The sequence below is a fragment of the Kitasatospora sp. NPDC086801 genome, assembly GCF_044745805.1.
GTDB lineage: Bacteria > Actinomycetota > Actinomycetes > Streptomycetales > Streptomycetaceae > Kitasatospora.
In genome coordinates this window covers 155,323-173,802 of the sequence record NZ_JBIVAX010000004.1, presented here as the reverse complement: position 1 = coordinate 173,802, position 18,480 = coordinate 155,323, and the positions used below count along the sequence as shown (strand labels likewise).

16 protein-coding genes are annotated in these 18,480 nt (G+C 71.5%); 6 read left to right on the top strand and 10 right to left on the bottom strand.

The annotated features are described in order from the left end of the window. Positions 1-97: 97 nt before the first annotated feature. The 3 genes from uvrC to uvrA all read right to left on the bottom strand — a co-directional run bounded on the left by uvrC (position 98) and on the right by uvrA (position 5,753). Positions 98-2,176 carry an excinuclease ABC subunit UvrC gene (gene uvrC / locus ACIPLC_RS07635; RefSeq protein WP_400472035.1) on the bottom strand — a complete coding sequence of 693 codons (2,079 nt, stop codon included), beginning with the start codon at positions 2,174-2,176 and terminating at the stop codon, positions 98-100. 81 nt (positions 2,177-2,257) lie between these two features. Next, complete coding sequence (locus ACIPLC_RS07630; protein ID WP_400472034.1) at positions 2,258-2,722, bottom strand: Rieske (2Fe-2S) protein; 465 nt, start codon at positions 2,720-2,722, stop codon at positions 2,258-2,260. Between the two features lie 121 nt (positions 2,723-2,843). Further along, on the bottom strand, positions 2,844-5,753 hold the full coding sequence (gene uvrA, locus ACIPLC_RS07625) for an excinuclease ABC subunit UvrA (protein WP_400472033.1): 2,910 nt from the start codon (positions 5,751-5,753) through the stop codon (positions 2,844-2,846). Between the two features lie 268 nt (positions 5,754-6,021). On the opposite strand from uvrA, the gene ACIPLC_RS07620 reads away from it, so the two are divergent. After that, positions 6,022-6,759 carry a maleylpyruvate isomerase family mycothiol-dependent enzyme gene (locus ACIPLC_RS07620; RefSeq protein ID WP_400472032.1) on the top strand — a complete coding sequence of 246 codons (738 nt, stop codon included), beginning with the start codon at positions 6,022-6,024 and terminating at the stop codon, positions 6,757-6,759. Positions 6,760-6,807: 48 nt separating this feature from the next. Then, on the top strand, positions 6,808-7,461 hold the full coding sequence (locus ACIPLC_RS07615) for an MBL fold metallo-hydrolase (protein ID WP_400472031.1): 654 nt from the start codon (positions 6,808-6,810) through the stop codon (positions 7,459-7,461). A gap of 85 nt (positions 7,462-7,546) precedes the next feature. Here the strand turns inward: ACIPLC_RS07615 and ACIPLC_RS07610 are convergent, their stop codons facing one another. The 5 genes from ACIPLC_RS07610 to zapE all read right to left on the bottom strand — a co-directional run bounded on the left by ACIPLC_RS07610 (position 7,547) and on the right by zapE (position 13,338). Beyond that, positions 7,547-8,521, bottom strand: coding sequence for a TerC family protein (locus tag ACIPLC_RS07610; RefSeq protein WP_400472030.1), 975 nt, complete (start codon positions 8,519-8,521; stop codon positions 7,547-7,549). Positions 8,522-8,787: 266 nt separating this feature from the next. Then, complete coding sequence (locus tag ACIPLC_RS07605; protein ID WP_363580422.1) at positions 8,788-9,366, bottom strand: TerD family protein; 579 nt, start codon at positions 9,364-9,366, stop codon at positions 8,788-8,790. Between the two features lie 281 nt (positions 9,367-9,647). Continuing rightward, positions 9,648-11,741: an excinuclease ABC subunit UvrB gene (uvrB, locus tag ACIPLC_RS07600; RefSeq protein ID WP_400472029.1), complete on the bottom strand. Its 2,094-nt coding sequence runs from the start codon at positions 11,739-11,741 to the stop codon at positions 9,648-9,650. 43 nt (positions 11,742-11,784) lie between these two features. Continuing rightward, the gene (locus ACIPLC_RS07595) at positions 11,785-12,123 is read right to left on the bottom strand and encodes a helix-turn-helix domain-containing protein (protein ID WP_400472028.1); all 339 of its coding nucleotides are present in this window, start codon (positions 12,121-12,123) and stop codon (positions 11,785-11,787) included. A gap of 63 nt (positions 12,124-12,186) precedes the next feature. Continuing rightward, on the bottom strand, positions 12,187-13,338 hold the full coding sequence (zapE, locus tag ACIPLC_RS07590) for a cell division protein ZapE (RefSeq protein WP_400472027.1): 1,152 nt from the start codon (positions 13,336-13,338) through the stop codon (positions 12,187-12,189). Between zapE and ACIPLC_RS07585 the strand changes: the two genes are divergently transcribed. The 4 genes from ACIPLC_RS07585 (at position 13,337) to msrB (ending at position 16,594) form a co-directional block, all read left to right on the top strand. Next, positions 13,337-14,104 (top strand): pyrimidine reductase family protein, encoded by a 768-nt coding sequence (locus ACIPLC_RS07585; RefSeq protein ID WP_400472026.1) that lies wholly within the window; start codon positions 13,337-13,339, stop codon positions 14,102-14,104. The two genes, zapE and ACIPLC_RS07585, sit on opposite strands and share 2 nt — an antisense overlap. A 66-nt stretch (positions 14,105-14,170) precedes the next feature. Further along, positions 14,171-14,632, top strand: a complete 462-nt coding sequence (locus tag ACIPLC_RS07580; RefSeq protein ID WP_400472025.1) for an indole-3-glycerol phosphate synthase — start codon at positions 14,171-14,173, stop codon at positions 14,630-14,632. A gap of 104 nt (positions 14,633-14,736) precedes the next feature. Further along, on the top strand, positions 14,737-16,167 hold the full coding sequence (murC, locus tag ACIPLC_RS07575) for a UDP-N-acetylmuramate--L-alanine ligase (RefSeq protein ID WP_400472024.1): 1,431 nt from the start codon (positions 14,737-14,739) through the stop codon (positions 16,165-16,167). Between the two features lie 22 nt (positions 16,168-16,189). Further along, positions 16,190-16,594: a peptide-methionine (R)-S-oxide reductase MsrB gene (gene msrB, locus ACIPLC_RS07570; RefSeq protein WP_063349491.1), complete on the top strand. Its 405-nt coding sequence runs from the start codon at positions 16,190-16,192 to the stop codon at positions 16,592-16,594. A 48-nt stretch (positions 16,595-16,642) separates the two neighbouring features. On the opposite strand, the gene ACIPLC_RS07565 is transcribed toward msrB, so the two are convergent. After that, positions 16,643-17,836: a cytochrome P450 gene (locus ACIPLC_RS07565; RefSeq protein ID WP_400472023.1), complete on the bottom strand. Its 1,194-nt coding sequence runs from the start codon at positions 17,834-17,836 to the stop codon at positions 16,643-16,645. Next, positions 17,833-18,447, bottom strand: a complete 615-nt coding sequence (locus ACIPLC_RS07560; RefSeq protein ID WP_400472176.1) for a GTP-binding protein — start codon at positions 18,445-18,447, stop codon at positions 17,833-17,835. Before ACIPLC_RS07560 ends, ACIPLC_RS07565 begins: the two co-directional genes overlap by 4 nt. Between the last annotated feature and the right edge of the window lie 33 nt (positions 18,448-18,480).

The window sequence follows — 18,480 nt, the reverse complement described above, 5'->3', positions numbered from 1 at the left end:
TTCCTACTGAGGAGAACGCGCACGGCGCGGCCGCCCTTCCCCTGCCCGGACAGGCGGGCGGGGGCTGGGCGCGCCGTCTGACGGTCGGCGTCGACCGTCATGGCGTCTCCTGGGATGGTGCGGTCTGGGATGCTGCGGCCACCGGCTCGGCGGCCGGTTCGGCCCCGTCCTCGATGATCTCGCCGGTAGCGGTGTTCACCGCTGGTGCGACGGGTGTACGGGAGGACAACGCCGCCGCAACAGTCTCCGCCGTACGGCGTCCGATGCCGGGTACGGCGCAGAGTTCGTCGACGGTGGCGGCCCGGAGCCTCTTCAGCGAGCCGAAGTGCTTGAGCAGCGCCTGGCGGCGAGTCTCGCCGAGGCCCGGGACGGAGTCCAGTTCCCCGGCGGTGAGTCGCTTGGAACGCTTGCTGCGCTGGTAGGTGATCGCGAAGCGGTGGGCCTCGTCGCGGACCCGCTGGAGCAGGTAGAGGCCCTCGCTGGAGCGCGGCAGCACGACCGGGTCGTCCTCGCCGGGCAGCCAGACCTCCTCCAGGCGCTTGGCGAGGCCGCACAGCGCGACGTCGTCGATGCCGAGTTCGTCCAGGGCGCGCTTGGCGGCGGCGACCTGCGGCTGGCCGCCGTCGACGACCAGCAGTTGCGGCGGGTAGGCGAAGCGGCGCGGGCGGCCCGTCTCCGGGTCGATCGGGCCGGCCGGGGCCCCGGTGCCGTCGGCCGCGGCGCCCGGGTCGTCGGCCTCGGGGACGGCCCACTCGCCGGTCTGCTCGCGCTCCCGGAGGTAGCGGCGGAAGCGGCGGCCGATCACCTCGTGCATCGAGCGGACGTCGTCCTGGCCCTCGAAGCCCTTGATCTGGAAGCGCCGGTACTCGCTCTTGCGGGCCAGGCCGTCCTCGAAGACGACCATCGAGGCGACCACGTCCTCGCCCTGGAGGTGGGAGATGTCGAAGCACTCGATGCGCAGCGGCACCGAGTCCAGCTCCAGCGCGTCGGCGATCTCCTGCAGGGCGCGGCTGCGGGTGGTGAGGTCGGAGGCGCGCTTGGTCTTGTGCAGTGCCAGCGCCTGCTGGGCGTTGCGCTGCACGGTGGCCATCAGGTCCTTCTTGTCGCCGCGTTGCGGGATCCGCAGGTCGACCTGGCTGCCGCGCAGGCCGCTCAGCCAGTCCCGGACCGGGCCGGCCGGCTCGGGCAGCGCCGGGACCAGCACCTCGCGGGGGACGGACTCGTTGCGCTCGTCCGGGTTGGCGCCGCCGTAGAGCTGCTGGAGGGCGTGCTCGACCAGGCCGGCGGTGTCGACGTCCTCGACCTTGTCGGTGACCCAGCCGCGCTGGCCGCGGACCCGGCCGCCGCGGACGTGGAAGATCTGGACGGCGGCCTCCAGTTCGTCCTCGGCGACGGCCAGCAGGTCGGCGTCGGTGGCATCGGCGAGCACGATGGCGTTCTTCTCCATCGCGCGCTGGAGGGCGCCGATGTCGTCCCGCAGCCGGGCCGCCTTCTCGTACTCCATCTCCTCGGCGGCCTCCCGCATCTGCTCTTCCAGCCGGCGCAGGTAGTTGCCGGTGCGCCCGGCCATGAAGTCGCAGAAGTCCTCGGCCAGCGCCCGGTGTTCGTCCGGCGAGACCTTGCCGACGCAGGGTGCGGCGCACTTGCCGATGTAGCCGAGCAGGCAGGGCCGGCCGACCTGCCGGGCGCGCTTGAACACGCCGTTGGAGCAGGTGCGGACGGGGAAGACGCGCAGCAGCAGGTCGACCGTCTCGCGGATCGCCCAGGCGTGCCCGTACGGGCCGAAGTAGCGCACGCCCTTCTTGTGCGCCCCGCGCATCACCTGGACCCGCGGGTACTCCTCGTCGAGGGTGACGGCGAGTTCCGGATAGCTCTTGTCGTCGCGGTACTTGACGTTGAACCGCGGGTCGAACTCCTTGATCCAGGAGTACTCCAGCTGGAGCGCCTCGACCTCGGTGGCCACCACCGTCCACTCCACCGAGGCGGCGGTGGTGACCATGGTCGCGGTGCGCGGGTGCAGGCCGGCCAGGTCCTGGAAGTAGGACGACAGGCGCGGCCGCAGACTCTTGGCCTTGCCGACGTAGATGACCCGCCCGTGGGCGTCACGGAACTTGTAGACGCCCGGTGAGGTCGGGATCGCGCCCGGCGCCGGGCGGTAGGTGCTCGGGTCAGCCATGTGTCCACCGTACCGAGTGGGGTCGGGGCCGCGAAGGGGAGATCAACTGGGCGGAGATCGACTGGGCGGAGATCAACTGCTTCAGCTCGGGGTCACCTTGAGGTTCCCGCCGTCGACCGTGACGGCGTAGGCGGGCAGCGGCCTGGGGGCCGGGCCGTCCTGGACGGCGCCGTCGGCGATGGCGAACCGGCTGCCGTGGCAGGGGCACTGGATCTGCTGGTTCTTCACCTGGTCGACGACGCAGCCGGCGTGGGTGCAGACGGCGCTGAAGGCCTTGTACTCCCCCGCGGTCGGCTGGGTCACGACGATCTTCTGGTTGCGGAAGACCTTGCCGCCGCCCTCCGGCACCGCCGAGGCCGGGCCGAGGTCCACCGGGCCCTTGGCCGCGCCGCTGACGCCGGAGGAGCCCGAGGAAGAGCCCGAGGAGCCCGAGGACGAGCCGCAGCCGGCGACCGCCACGGTGCCGCCGGCCGCCAGGACGGCCGCGGCGCCGCAGAGCACGGTGCGGCGGGGGGTGGCGGGGCGGGTCTCGGGGGCCTCTGACATCGGTGCGCTCCTGCGGTTCGGCTTTCTGCGTGGGACGTCGGAAAGTCTATGCGGCACCGGCACCGCCGCCTTGGTGGGTGGGGCGGCGGGGCCGGTGTCGCGGGCTGCTTCTCCTGCTTCGCTACTTCTTCGCCGCGGCGGCGCGCTTGCGCGGCGCCTTCTTCACCGGGGCGACCGGGGCGTCCGCGAACTCGCCCGGCAGGATGTCCCGGAGGAACTTGCCGGTGTGGCTCTCAGGGACGGCGGCGATCTGCTCCGGGGTGCCCTCGGCGACCACCATGCCGCCGCCGGAACCGCCCTCGGGGCCCATGTCGACGACCCAGTCGGCGGTCTTGATCACATCGAGGTTGTGCTCGATGACGATCACCGTGTTGCCCTTCTCCACCAGCCCGCTGAGCACCTTGATCAGCTTGCTGATGTCCTCGAAGTGCAGGCCGGTGGTGGGCTCGTCCAACACGTAGACCGTCCGCCCGGTGGAGCGCTTCTGCAGCTCGGAGGCGAGCTTGACGCGCTGGGCCTCGCCGCCGGAGAGCGTCGGCGCGGACTGGCCGAGCCGGACGTAGCCGAGGCCGACGTCGTTGAGCGTCCTGAGGTGCCGGGCGATCGCCGGGACGGCCTCGAAGAAGGCCAGCGCCTCCTCGATCGGCATGTCCAGCACCTCGGAGATGGACTTGCCCTTGTAGTGCACCTCCAGCGTCTCCCGGTTGTACCGGGCGCCGTGGCAGACCTCGCACGGCACGTAGACGTCCGGCAGGAAGTTCATCTCGATCTTGATGGTGCCGTCGCCCGAGCAGTTCTCGCAGCGGCCGCCCTTGACGTTGAAGGAGAACCGGCCCGGCAGGTAGCCGCGGACCTTCGCCTCCTGCGTCTCCGCGAAGAGCCGGCGGACGTGGTCGAACACCCCGGTGTAGGTGGCCGGGTTGGAGCGCGGGGTGCGCCCGATCGGCGACTGGTCGACGTGCACCACCTTGTCCACCAGGTCGGTGCCGGTGATCCGGGTGTGCCGGCCGGGCACGCTGCGGGCGCCGTTCAGCTCCCGGGCGAGGTGGGTGTAGAGGATGTCGTTGACCAGCGTCGACTTGCCGGATCCGGAGACGCCGGTGATCGCGGTGAAGGTGCCGAGCGGGAAGCCGACCGTGACGTCCTTGAGGTTGTGCTCGCGGGCGCCGTGGACGGTCAGCTGGCGCTTCTTGTCCCGGTCGCGGCGGCCCGCCGGGATCGGGATGGACCGCTTGCCGGAGAGGTACTGGCCGGTCAGCGACTCCTTGTTGGTCAGCAGCTGCTTCAACGAGCCGGAGTGCACCACCTTGCCGCCGTGCTCGCCGGCGCCCGGGCCGATGTCGACCACCCAGTCCGCCGTCTTGATGGTGTCCTCGTCGTGCTCGACCACGATCAGCGTGTTGCCGATGTCGCGCAGCCGCACCAGCGTCTCGATCAGCCGGTGGTTGTCCCGCTGGTGCAGGCCGATGGACGGCTCGTCCAGCACGTACAGCACGCCGACCAGGCCGGAGCCGATCTGGGTGGCCAGCCGGATGCGCTGGGCCTCGCCGCCGGACAGGGTGCCGGCCGCACGGTTCAGCGAGAGGTAGTCCAGGCCGACGTCGACCAGGAAGCGCAGCCGCTCGTTGACCTCCTTGAGGACGCGCTCGGCGATCTGCTTGTCCCGGTCGTTGAGCTTCATCGCGCCCAGGAACTCGGCGCAGTCGCTGATCGACATCGCCGAGACGTCGGCGATCGACTTCTCCTCGACGGTGACCGCGAGCACCACCGGCTTGAGCCGGGTGCCCTCGCACGTCGGGCAGGGCACCTCGCGCATGTAGCCCTCGAAGCGCTCGCGGCTGCTGTCGCTCTCCGCCTCGGTGTGCCGGCGCTGGATGAACGGGACGGCGCCCTCGAAGCCGGTGCTGTACGAGCGCTCGCGCCCGAAGCGGTTGCGGTAGCTGACCTGCACCTGGTGCTTGTGCCCGTACAGCAGCGCCTTCTTGGCGCGGGCCGGCAGCCCGGCCCAGGGGATGTCGGTGCGGAAGCCCAGTTCCCCGGCCAGCGCGTCGATCAGGCGCTGGAAGTACTCCTTGGCGTGGCCGGCCGACCACGGGTGGATCGCGCCCTCCTCCAGCGAGCGCTCCTGGTCCGGGACGACCAGCTCCGGATCGACCTCCATCCGGTTGCCCAGGCCCGAGCAGTCCGGGCAGGCGCCGAACGGCGAGTTGAAGGAGAACGAGCGCGGCTCCAGCTCCTCGAACGACACGTCGTCGTACGGGCAGTAGAGGTGCTCGGAGTACATCCGCTCGCGCTCCGGGTCGTCCTCCGCGAGGTCGACGAAGTCGAGCACGACCATGCCGCCGGACAGCCGCAGGGCCGTCTCCACCGAGTCGGTGAGCCGCCGCTTGGCGCTCCCCTTGACGGTCAGGCGGTCGATCACCACCTCGACGGTGTGCTTCTCCTGCTTCTTGAGCTTCGGCGGCTCGGCGAGCTGGATCGTCTCGCCGTCCACCCGGGCGCGCGCGTAGCCCTTGGACTGGAGGTCGGCGAAGAGGTCGACGAACTCGCCCTTGCGCTCGCGCACCACCGGGCTGAGCACCTGGAACCGGGTGCCCTCGGCGAGCTCCAGCACCTTGTCGACGATCGCCTGCGGCGACTGCTTGGCGATCGGGCGGCCGCAGTGCGGGCAGTGCGGCTTGCCGATCCGGGCGAACAGCAGGCGCAGGTAGTCGTAGACCTCGGTGATGGTGCCGACGGTCGATCGGGGGTTGCGGTTGGTGGACTTCTGGTCGATCGAGACGGCCGGGGAGAGGCCTTCGATGAAGTCCACATCGGGCTTGTCCATCTGCCCGAGGAACTGCCGGGCGTAGGAGGACAGCGACTCGACGTAGCGGCGCTGGCCCTCGGCGAAGATCGTGTCGAAGGCGAGCGAGGACTTGCCGGAGCCGGAGAGGCCCGTGAAGACGATGAGGGAGTCGCGGGGCAGGTCGAGCGAGACGTTCTTGAGGTTGTGCTCGCGAGCACCGCGGACGATGAGGCGGTCGGCCACTGCTTCTGGCGCCTTTCTCCGGGGCGAGAGGACTTGCGGGGAGATGTGTGCTTCTTCCAGGATGCGGCAGCCAGCCTACTAGCTCAGACGTTCGAATATCGACCTTGTCCAGCGGAGTCCACCCGAACGAGTGAGAGCGCCTCTCGGACCCTCCGTACCCGGACCGAAAAAGGCCCTGCTCAGCGGCCGGATTCGGCGGTAGCGTCAGCTGGTCAACGAGCGGAGCCCCCCGCGGGCAACGCGCCGTCTCCCACAGAAGGCCGATTCGATGACCGACCCGCAGACCGCCGCCGCCTCCGCCGCGCAGTACCTGGCCCAGGTCGAGGAGAGCACCCGGCACCTGCTGCACACCGCCGCCGAGCTGAAGCCCGAGGCCGTCGCCGGGCCCTCCGCCCTGCCCGGCTGGACCCGCGGTCACGTGCTGGCCCACATCGCCCGCAACGCCGACTCCCTGGTCAACCTGCTGAACGGCGCCCGCACCGGCACGGACATCCCGCAGTACGCCAGCTCCGAGGCCCGCGACCGGCAGATCGAGGAGGACGCGCCCCGCCCGGTGGACGTCCAGCTCGCCGACCTGGAGGCCAGCCACCGGCGCTTCGCCGCGGCCGCCGCGCCGCTGCCCGCCGAGGCCTGGACGACCGAGGTCCGCCACCGCACCGGCTACGTCTTCCCGGCCTCCGACATCCCCCGGAAGCGCCTGCTGGAACTGGAGTACCACCACGTCGACCTGGACGCCGGGTACACCCCCGCGCACTGGCCGGAGGCCTTCGCCGTCGCCGAGTTCCACAAGCTCGCCGAAGGCCTGGCCGGCGACGCCGAGCTGCCGGCCGTCCAGCTGGTCGCCGACGACACCGAGGACCGCGCCGTGATCGGAGCGGGCACCCCGGCCCTGACCGTCGAGGGCCCCGTCCGGGCGCTCACCGCCTGGCTCTCCGGCCGCTCCGACGGCGCCACCCTCCGCCGCACCCCCGGCACCGCGCTCCCCCAGCTTCCCCCCATGGGCTGACGGCGCGAGGATGATGCTGACCCCTGCAGTCGGACGAGGAGCGGACGGATGACGTACCACGGAGCGGTCAAGGTCGGCGGGCCGCCGGACGTGCGGGAGCTGGCGCACCTGATCATCACCAAGGTGGCCGTGGGCCCGTACGACAACAACGCCTACCTGCTGCGCTGCCGGGCCACCGACGAGCAGTTGCTGATCGACGCGGCCGCCGACGCCCCGGTGCTGCTGGAGACCGTCGGCGACGAGCTGGCCACCGTGGTCACCACCCACCGGCACCACGACCACTGGGCCGCGCTCGCCGAGGTGGTCGCGGTGACGGGGGCCCGCACCGCCGCCGGCGCGTACGACGCCGAGGGCGTCGACGTGCCCACCGAGCTGCTGCTCGCGGACGGCGACCGGCTGCGGGTCGGCCAGGTCGAGCTGACCGTCCGGCACCTGGTCGGACACACCCCGGGCGCGATCGTGCTGGTCTACGACGACCCGCAGGGCCACCCGCACGTCTTCACCGGCGACTGCCTCTTCCCGGGCGGCGTCGGCAACACCTGGGGCGACCCGGAGGCCTTCCGCACGCTCCTCCGGGACGTCACCGAGAAGGTCTTCGACGTGCTGCCGGACGAGGCCTGGGTCTACCCCGGCCACGGCAACGACACCACCCTCGGCGCCGAGCGCCCGCACCTCACGGAGTGGCGCGAGCGCGGCTGGTGACCTCGGCCACCGGGCACGGCGAGGCCCCCGCGACCTTTCCGGGTCGCGGGGGCCTCGCCGTCGGGAAGCCTCGGCCGTCGGGGGGTCAGGCGTCCAGCTTCTGCGTCTCGCGCTCGGCCTGCTTCTTCGAAGCGATCAGGCTGGTCACCGTGGTGACGGCCAGCACGACCACGATGACGCCCAGCGAGAGCGGGATGCCGATCTCCGGCACGTTCGCGCCCGCCTCGTGCGCCGCGTGCAGCACCAGCTTGACGCCGATGAAGCCGAGGATCACCGACAGGCCGTACGACAGGTGGACCAGCTTCTTCAGCAGGCCGCCGATCAGGAAGTACAGCTGGCGCAGGCCCATCAGGGCGAAGGCGTTGGCGGTGAAGACGATGTACGGGTCCTGGGTGAGGCCGAAGATCGCCGGGATGGAGTCCAGCGCGAACAGCACGTCCGTGGTGCCGATCGCCAGCATCACGATCAGCATCGGGGTCATCAGCCGGCGGCCGTTCTCCCGGATGAACAACTTCGTACCGTGGTACGTGTCGGTGGACGGGAAGCGCCGCTCGATCGACTTGAGCAGGCGGTTCTCCTCGAACTCGTCCTCCTCCTCGCCGGCCCGGGCCTCCTTGATCAGCTTCCAGGCCGTCCAGATCAGGAAGGCGCCGAAGATGAAGAACACCCAGGAGAACTGGGTGACCAGCGCCGCGCCGCCGGCGATGAAGACCGCCCGCAGCACCAGCGCGATGATCACACCGAACATCAGCACGCGCTGCTGGTAGATCCTCGGCACCGCGAACTTGCCCATGATCAGGATGAAGACGAACAGGTTGTCGACGCTGAGCGACTTCTCCGTGATGTAACCGGCGAAGAACTCACCGGCCGGCTGCGCGCCGGAGTGCCACCAGAGGAACCCGCCGAAGATCAGCGCCAGCACGATCCAGACCGCGGTCCAGATCCCGGCCTCCTTGACCGAGACCTCGTGCGGCTTGCGGCCCCCGATGAAGAAGTCCGCCACGATCAGTGCGATCAGCACACCGATCGTGGTGACCCACATGGCTATGGAAACGTCCACTACTGCTCCTCCGGCAGGTAGGCGAGACAGTCATCGTCACTGCCGGAGGTCTCTTCCGCCCGTCGGGCCCGCTCTCGGGGCGTCCGCACGGACCAGCGCCCCGGGGCGCCGCTCGTGGGCGCCCGTGATGACGGGGACAACTGCGGGGGAATACTCCCCTCCGCTGCCATCGAGAGTAACAGGAAGCCCAAAGAAAGGTAAAGAAGGTAAAGAACCGTCAGGGGCGACGTCCGGGGTGCCCGCCAGAGGTGCCGTTGGAGGTGCCGTCAGAGGTACGGCTCGATCGCCGGCAGCAGGTCCTGGAAGGTCCGCCCCTTGGCCGGCGCGCCGATCGCCTGCATCTCCCAGCCGCCGGCCCCGTCACGGAACACCTTCGCCATGATCTGCCCGGTGTGCGACCCTCCCCCGGCCAGCTCGTACCGGGCCAGTTCCTCGCCCGTGGTCTCGTCCACCAGCCGGCAGTGGGCGCCCCGCACCTCCGCGAAGGTCTGCCCGGTGTACGAGCTCACCGTGAACACCACCTGGGTGATGTGCGCCGGCACGTGCAGCAGGTCCACCAGGATCGCCTCGTCGTCCTCCGTGCCCGAGCCGCCCTCCAGGTTGTCCCCGGTGTGCCGGACGGAACCGTCCGTGCTCTCCAGGTGCTGGAAGAACACCACGTCGGACGGGGTCTTCTCGGCGTACAGGAGCGCCGACGCGTCCAGGTCGATCGTCCTGGTGCGGCTGCCGAACAGGCCCCGCTTCGGCGCGGCCTGCCAGCCGAGCCCCATCCGGACCACGGTCAACGCGCCGCCCGGACCCTTCTGGAGACTGACCCGCTGTCCCTTGGCAAGGTTCACCGACACGGCGTTGTCCTCTCTACCCGGCCACGCGGTCGCTCCCCGCGCGGCGCCACGGTGGAACACCCCGTGCCGTCCCCCGGCTGAGGCCCCCTGTTGCTGTCGCACCACCCCGTCCCGAGGTCGATGCCGCAGGCCAGCCTAGGGCCTGCGGCACCCCGCACCTCCCGGCGGTCGCCGCATTGTGGCAAGGCTGAGACACCGCCGGGCTTGACCGGTGTCACACCGGCCCGGCCCGACGGCCGCCTCGACCCGCCTCAGACCCCCGTCGGCCCCTCGACCCCCGCTCAGGCCACGCCGGCCTCCCGCATCTGGCGCAGCTCCCGCTTCAGCTCCTTCACCTCGTCGCGCAGCCGGGCCGCGACCTCGAACTGGAGGTCGGCGGCGGCCGCGTGCATCCGGTCCGTCATCGACTGGATCAGCTCCGCCAGCTCGGCGGCCGGCAGGCTCTCGCCCTGCTTGCGCTCCATGCCCAGGGCCGGCACCGGGGCCTTGCCCTTCCCGGCGGCCCCGCGGTAGCCGGTGGACAGCAGCTCGTCGGTGTCCACGTCCTCACGGGCGAGGGTGTCCAGGATGTCGCCGATCTTCTTCCGCAGCGGCTGCGGGTCGATCCCGTGCTCCTTGTTGTACGCCTGCTGCACGACCCGGCGGCGGTTGGTCTCGTCGATCGCCTTCTCCATCGACGGGGTGATCCGGTCCGCGTACATGTGCACCTGGCCCGAGACGTTGCGGGCGGCCCGCCCGATCGTCTGGATCAGCGAGGTGCCGGAGCGCAGGAAGCCCTCCTTGTCCGCGTCCAGGATCGCCACCAGCGACACCTCCGGCAGGTCCAGGCCCTCGCGCAGCAGGTTGATGCCGACCAGCACGTCGTACCTGCCCGCGCGCAGCTCGCGCAGCAGCTCCACCCGGCGCAGGGTGTCCACGTCGCTGTGCAGGTACCGGACCCTGATGTCCAGGCCGAGCATGTAGTCGGTGAGGTCCTCGGCCATCTTCTTGGTCAGCGTGGTCACCAGGACGCGCTCGTCCCGCTCCACCCGCTTGCGGACCTCGTGCACCAGGTCGTCGATCTGGCCCTCGGTCGGCTTGACGATCACCTCCGGGTCGATCAGACCGGTCGGGCGGATGATCTGCTCGACCTGGCCGTCGCCGCGGGACAGCTCGTACGGGCCGGGCGTCGCCGACAGGTACACCGTCTGGTCGATCCGCCCCAGGAACTCCTCCCACTTCAGCGGGCGGTTGTCCATCGCGGAGGGCAGCCGGAAGCCGTGCTCCACCAGGGTGCGCTTGCGCGAGGCGTCGCCCTCGTACATCGCGCCGATCTGCGGGACGGTGACGTGCGACTCGTCGATGACCAGGAGGAAGTCCTCCGGGAAGTAGTCGAGCAGGGTGTTCGGCGGGGAGCCGGGCTCGCGGCCGTCGAAGTGCATCGAGTAGTTCTCGACGCCCGAGCAGGTGCCGATCTGGCGCAGCATCTCGATGTCGTAGGTGGTGCGCATGCGCAGCCGCTGGGCCTCCAGCAGCTTGCCCTGCTTCTCCTGCCGGGCGAGCGTCTCCTCCAGCTCCTTCTCGATGCCGGTGATCGCCCGCTCCATGCGCTCCGGGCCGGCCACGTAGTGCGAGGCGGGGAAGACGTACACCGACTCGTCCTGGCTGATGATCTCGCCGGTGAGCGGGTGCAGGGTGTACAGCGCCTCGATCTCGTCGCCGAACATCTCGATCCGGACGGCCAGCTCCTCGTAGACCGGGAAGATCTCGATGGTGTCGCCGCGGACCCGGAAGGTGCCGCGGGTGAAGGCCACGTCGTTGCGGGCGTACTGGATGTCCACGAAGCGGCGCAGCAGGACGTCCCGGTCGATCTCCTCGCCGACCTTGAGCGGGACCATCCGGTCCACGTACTCCTGCGGGGTGCCGAGGCCGTAGATGCAGGACACCGACGCGACCACGATCACGTCCCGCCTGGTGAGCAGCGAGTTGGTCGCCGAGTGCCGCAGCCGCTCGACCTCCTCGTTGATCGAGGAGTCCTTCTCGATGTAGGTGTCCGTCTGCGGGACGTACGCCTCGGGCTGGTAGTAGTCGTAGTACGAGACGAAGTACTCGACCGCGTTGTTCGGCAGCAGCTCGCGGAACTCGTTCGCCAGCTGGGCGGCCAGCGTCTTGTTCGGCGCCATCACCAGGGTGGGCCGCTGCAACCGCTCGATCATCCAGGCCGTGGTGGCCGACTTGCCGGTGCCGGTGGCGCCGAGCAGGACGACGTCCTTCTCCCCGCCCTTGACCCGCCGCTCCAGCTCGGCGATCGCCGCCGGCTGGTCCCCGTTCGGCTGGAAGGGACTGACGACCTCGAAGGGCGTCACTGACCGCTCAATACTCGTGATGGGTCGCACGAGTCCACCGTACGACCCACCACCGACAAGCGGCGCAGGTTCCTCAGGCCGCGTGCGCCTCGAACGTTATGGCGGGCTCGCGGGCCGGGTCGATGCGGACGACCGAGTCGAAGGCGGCGGCGAGGCGCTCGATCAGCGGCAGGGTCGGCCCGATGCCGCTCTCCTCGATGCTCTCGACGGTCTCCCCGTCCAGCCCGGCCCGCTCCGCGAGCTCGGCGAGGGTCCAGCCGAGGGCGGAGCGGCGGGCGTACACGGCCTCGACCAGTCGGTCCGCCGCACGCTCGACCGCACGGCACTCGGGGAGCGGACACTGCTGTAGCCACTCGCGTACCTCGGGTTCGATCTCGATCGAGTAGCCCGCTGCGGGCCTGCCACCGGCCATGCGTCCCCCTCCGCTCCGCGAGGGAACAGCGCCCGAACGGGGCGGAGGTTACGGACTCAGGACTCAGCCCTTCGCGCTGTCGCGGGCCAGGGCGACCAGGCGGGAGACGGCGCGGAGGTACTTCTTGCGGTAGCCGCCGCGGAGCATGTCGTCGGGGAAGACCTGGTCGAAGGGCAGGCCGGAGGCGGTGATGGGGAGTTCGCGGTCGTACATCCGGTCGGCGAGGACGACCAGGCGCAGGGCGGTGGACTGGTCGTCGACCTGGCGGACGCCGCGCAGGCAGACGGCGGTGACGTCGTCGAGCAGCGCGCCGTAGCGGCTGGGGTGGACGGCGGAGAGGTGGGCGAGGAGGGTGTCGAAGTCGTCCAGGGAGGCGCCGGGGGTCCGGGCGGCGACGGCGTCGACGGCCGCGTCGGGGTAGGGCGGCGGGGCGTCCGGGAGGCCGCGGTGGCGGTAGTCCTGGCCGTCGATCCGCATCGGGCGGAAGTGCGCGGACAGGCCCTGGATCTCGCGCAGGAAGTCGGCGGCGGCGAAGCGGCCCTCACCGAGCTTCTCCGGCAGGGTGTTCGAGGTGGCGCAGAGCTTGACGCCGTTCTCGACGAGGCGGCCGAGCAGGGTGGAGACCAGGACGGTGTCGCCCGGGTCGTCGAGCTCGAACTCGTCGATGCACAGCAGCGTGTGCCCGGAGAGGGTCCGGACGGCCTGCTGGAAGCCGAGCGCGCCGACCAGGTTGGTCAGTTCGACGAAGGTGCCGAAGGCCTTGGGGCCGGGGGCGGCGTGCCAGAGCGAGGCGAGCAGGTGGGTCTTGCCGACGCCGTAGCCGCCGTCGAGGTACACGCCGGCCGGGCCGGTGGGCGCGGGGGCGGAGCGGCGGAACCAGCTGCGCTTGGGTGCGGAACCGTTTCCCCCGCCGAGGGTGGCGGCGAACTGCTCCAGGACCTGGACGGCCTCGTACTGGCTGGGCTGGTTCGGATCCGGAATGTACGTCCCGAAGCTCACGTCGGAGAACCGGGGCGGCGGGACCATCTCGGCGACCAGCCGCTCGGCGGGCACGACGGGGCGGCGGTCGGCGAGCGCGATCGGGGAGCCGGCCGCACTCGCGGCGGCTATGGACTCGGTCGCGGTGTCGGGGCGGGGGGCTGCTGGCACGTTAGTAGAGGGTACGCCTGGTGGAGACCCCCTCGGGACGGGCGGCCGGTGGAAGACTGGTGGCATGCAACAGTTGATCAGCCCGCTGGACGAGCCGGTCGCCGACCCGGCCTCGCTGGAGTCGCTCGCCGCCGTCTACGCGTACCCCGACCAGGTGAATCGGGGGCGGCCCTGGCTGCGCGCCAACATGGTGGCCGGCCTGGACGGCGGGGCGAAGCTGGAGGGCCTCTCGGAGGGCCTGTCCGGGGACGCCGACAAGCGGATCTTCGGTGTGCTGCGCGCGCTGTCGGACGTGGTGCTGGTGGGCGCGGAGACGGTCCGCGCGGAGGGCTACCGGCCGGCCCGGGCCCGGGCCGAGTTCGCGGCGGCGCGGGCGGCGGCCGGGCAGGCCCCGGCTCCGGCGATCGCGGTCGTGAGCCGTTCGCTGACCCTGGACCTGACCGCGCCGCTGTTCACCGCCCCGTCGGTCAGGACGGTGGTGATCACCACCGCGGACGCGCCCGAGGAGCGCCGCCGGGCGGTCGCCGAGGTGGCCGACCTGGTGCTCGCCGGGGAGGGGTCGGTGGACCTGCGGGCGGGCGTGTCGGCACTGGTGGAGCGGGGCTGGACGCGGTTGCTGAGCGAGGGCGGCCCGCGGCTGCTGGGACAGCTGGCGGCGGCGGGTCTGCTGGACGAGTTGTGCCTGTCACTGGCTCCGTTGATCACGGGCGGCGACGCGCCGCGCATCATCCACGATGCGGAAATGCCTGACGTGCAGCGGATGCGGCTGGTCTCATTGATCGAGCAGAAAGGATTCCTCTTCACCCGCTACCTGCGTCCGCCGACCCCGTGACCGACGGGTCGTGATCCCGTTAATGCGATGCCGGGGCCCGGGGGCCGGTCACTGGAAGGGACTCACGTGTTCAAGACGGTACTGATGATCGAAAAGGCTCTCTCCGCCGCGGACGTGGAACTCGTCACCACGCTCCACAGCGACGAGAAGGTCTCCTTCGTCGTCCTGATGCAGCCGCGCGGCAAGCAGGACGAGCTGCTGCGGGCGCTGGACGACGTGGCGCTCGGCCACCTCGACAAGGTGGTGCACGAGCACGACGAGTCCGAGTCCGAGCCGACCGTGGCCTCCGAATCGCTCGAACACAGCCTGCGCCACCTGCGCGCGGCCGGGGCCGAGGCGGTCGGCGAGCTGGTCGAGGAGAAGCCCCTGGACCGGCTGCGGACGGCGGTCGAGGAGCACCGGGCGGACGAGGTGGTGGTGCTCACCTCGCCGCACTTCGTGGAGGAGTTCTTCCACCGCGACTGGGCCTCCCAGGCCCGGCACAAGGTGGGGGTCCCGGTGCTACGGCTGTTCGCCAGCGACTCCTAGGGATCCCGGCCGGTGGTGCAGAATCGTCCTTGCGGTCCGCCCGCGAGGACGATTCCCCATCCCGTCCGCCCGACCATTCCGCCCCCGCCCTACGGAGCCCCGCCTTGAACGACGCCGCGCACGACCTGCACGCCCCGCACTTCATCGGCATCGGCGGCGCCGGGATGTCCGGCCTGGCGAAGATCCTCGCGGTGCGCGGCGCCAGCGTCTCCGGCAGCGACTCCAAGGAGTCCGAGACCGTCCTCGCGCTGCGCGCCCTCGGCGCGACCGTGCACGTCGGCCACGCCGCCGAGCACGTGCCGGACGGCACCAGCAGCGTGGTGGTCTCCAGCGCGATCCGCGCCGACAACCCGGAGCTGGCCGCCGCCCACGAGCGCGGCATCCCGGTGGTGCACCGCTCCGACGCGCTGGCCGCCCTGATGGGCGGCCGCCGGGCGCTGGCGGTGGCCGGCACCCACGGCAAGACCACCACCACCAGCATGCTCGCCGTCGCCCTCGGCGAACTGGGCCTGGACCCGTCCTACGCGATCGGCGGCGACCTCGACACGCCCGGCTCCAACGCCCACCACGGCGCCGGCGAGATCTTCGTCGCCGAGGCCGACGAGAGCGACCGCAGCTTCCACAAGTACGCGCCCGAGGTGGCGATCGTGCTCAACGTGGAGCTGGACCACCACGCCAACTACGCCTCGATCGAGGAGATCTACGAGTCCTTCGAGACCTTCGTCGGCCGGATCACCCCCGGCGGCACCCTGGTGGTCTCCGCCGACCACGACGGCGCCCGCGAGCTGACCGCCCGGGTGGCCGGCCGCGCGGGCCTCACCGTGGTGACCGTCGGCGCCGCCGAGGACGCCGACGTCCGGGTCCGCTCGGTGGTCGCCCGCAGCATGACCAGCGAGGTCACCGTCGAGCTGGACGGCGCCGAGCTGTCCTTCACCGTCTCGGTGCCCGGTCGGCACTACGCGCACAACGCGGTCGCCGCGCTGGCCGCCGGCGTCGCGCTGGGCGTCCCGGCCGCCGACCTGGCCAAGGCCCTCGGCGCCTACACCGGCGTGCGGCGCCGGCTCCAGCTCAAGGGCGAGGCCGGCGGCGTCCAGGTGATCGACTCCTACGCCCACCACCCCACCGAGATGACCGCCGACCTGGAGGCGATCCGGGAGGGCCTGGAGGGCGAGGGCCGGGTGCTGGTGGTCTTCCAGCCGCACCTGTTCAGCCGCACCCAGCAGCTCGCCGAGGAGATGGGCCGGGCGCTGGCGCTGGCCGACGCCTCGGTGGTGCTGGACATCTACCCGGCCCGCGAGGACCCGATCCCCGGCGTGACCAGCGAGCTGATCATCGACGCCGCCCACCGGGCCGGCGCCGACGTCACCGCCGAGCACTCCTTCGCCGCCGCCCCCGCCGTGCTGGCCGGCCTGGCCCGCCCCGGCGACCTGCTGCTCACCATGGGCGCCGGCGACGTCACCAACCTGGGCCCCGCCATCCTGGACGAGATCCGGGGAAGCGTGCAGCACCTCTCGAACGTTGCCTCCAACGTCTGACGTACCCCGACCGGGAGCCGTGATGAGCTACGAGATCGAGAAGACCGAGGCCGAGTGGCGGGACGAGCTGAGCCCCGAGGAGTACCACGTGCTCCGCGAGGCCGGCACCGAACGCCCGTTCACCGGTGAGTACACCGACACCAAGACCGTCGGCGTCTACGGCTGCCGGGCCTGCGGCGCGGAGCTGTTCAGCTCCGAGACCAAGTTCGACAGCCACTGCGGCTGGCCGTCGTACTACGCGCCGCTGGCCGGGGACCGGGTCCAGTACATCGAGGACACCACGCTCGGCATGCGCCGGGTCGAGGTGCGCTGCGCCCGCTGCGGCGGGCACCTGGGCCACGTGTTCGAGGGCGAGGGCTACGGCACGCCGACGGACCAGCGCTACTGCATCAACAGCGTCTCGCTGACGCTCAAGCCGGCCGAGTAGCACCGGCGATCAGCACGAAGGCCCGGGCACGCGCCCGGGCCTTTCCGCTCATCCGGCGACCGGGGCGAAGCGGACCGGGAGGTGGACCAGGGCGCGGTGGAACGGGCCGGGGCGCCAGAGCAGGTCCTCGGCCGGGGTGGCCGGTTCGAGGTCGCTGAGCCGGCTGGTCAGCTGCTCGATCGCGGTGATCGCGATCAGCAGCGCCGGGTCGCGGGCCGGGCAGCCGTGCGGGCCGGCCGCCCAGGCCAGGTGGGCGCTCTCGCCGCTGCGCAGTTCGGTGCCGTCGGTGGGCGGCGCGGCCTGCGAGTTGGCGGCCGCGTAGGAGACCAGCACCAGGGTGCCGGCCGGGATCTCCCGGCCGTGGAAGGTGATGTCGTAGCGCGGGTAGTGGGCGGAGAGGTTGGCCAGCGGCGGCTCGTGCCAGAGCACCTCGTCGATCGCCTGGTAGGCGGTCATCGCGCCGCCGATGAGGGAGCCAGCGTAGCGGGCGTCGGTGAGCAGGCGCAGCAGGGCGTTGCCGATCAGGTTGGTGGTCGGCTCGTGCCCGGCGATCATGGTGAGGGTGATCTGCCGGATCACCTCGTCGTCGTCCAGCCCGGCCGGGTGGGTGACGAACCAGGAGGTGAGGTCGTGCCGGGGCCGCTCGCGCCGTTCGACGACCATGGCGGTGACCACCGCGACGAGGTCCCCGTACGCGGCGACGGCCTTCTCGGTGGACTCGATGCTCCCGGCGATCCCGGCGACCAGTCGGGCGCGGTGCTCCTCGGGCACGCCGAACCAGGTGGTGAGGACGAAGGCCGGCAGCTGGCGTGCGTACTCGGCGATCAGGTCGGCGGTGCCGGCCGCCTCGAAGCGGTCGATCAGCTGGTGGGCGACCTCGGCGACCCGGCGCTGGAGCCGGTGCGGTTCGAGCAGGGCGAGGCCGTCGGTGATCACCGCGCGGTAGCGCGCGTGCACCTCGCCGTCGCTGAACAGGGCGGTCGGGCGGTAGCCGAGCACCGGCAGCAGCGGGTTGTCGGGGGCGACGGTACGCTGCCAGGCGCGGGAGTCCTTGGAGAAGGTGTCGGTGTCGCGCAGCAGGTCCAGGGCGGCCTGGTAGTCGGTGACCAGCAGGGCCTCGACGCCGGGCGCGATCTCCACCGGGGCGACCGCGCCGTAGCGGCGCAGCCGGTCGTAGACCAGCTGCGGGTCGGCGGCGAAGACCGGGCCGTAGATCGGGGTCGGGCGGGTGTCGGTGGTCACGGGCGCTCCTCGGCGGCGGAGGCGGCGGGGTCGGCAGGGGCGGCGGGGTCGGCGGCGTCCACAGGGTCGGCGGCGGGATCGGTGGGCAGGCCGTCGAGGACGTGCTCGGCCAGCGCGATCAGCGCGTCCAGGCTGGCACCGCGCTCGCGGGCGTCGCAGAGCAGCAGCGGGGTGGCGGGGTGCAGGTCCAGGTGGGTGCGCAGCACCTCGACCGAGTGGACCGGCGCGTCCGGGAAGCAGTTGACGGCGACGGCGTAGGGCAGGCCCTGTTCCTCGACCATGTCCATGATCTCGAAGGAGTCGGCGAGCCGGCGGGTGTCCGCGAGCACCAGGGCGCCGAGGGCGCCACGGGCGATGTCCTGCCAGAGCGGGAAGAAGCGGCGCTGGCCGGGGGTGCCGAACATGTAGAGCACGAGGTTGCCGGGCAGGGTCAGTCGGCCGAAGTCGACGGCGACCGTGGTGGTGGCCTTCTCGGGCAGGCCGGCCAGGTCGTCCACCGGCCGTCCGGTCTCGGTCATCGCCTCCTCGGTGTGCAGGGTGGCGATCTCGGAGAGGGTGCGGATGAGCGTCGTCTTGCCGACCCCGAACGGGCCGGCCACCACCAGCTTCATCAGCGTCTGGTCCCGGTCGGGCAGGTAGCCCAC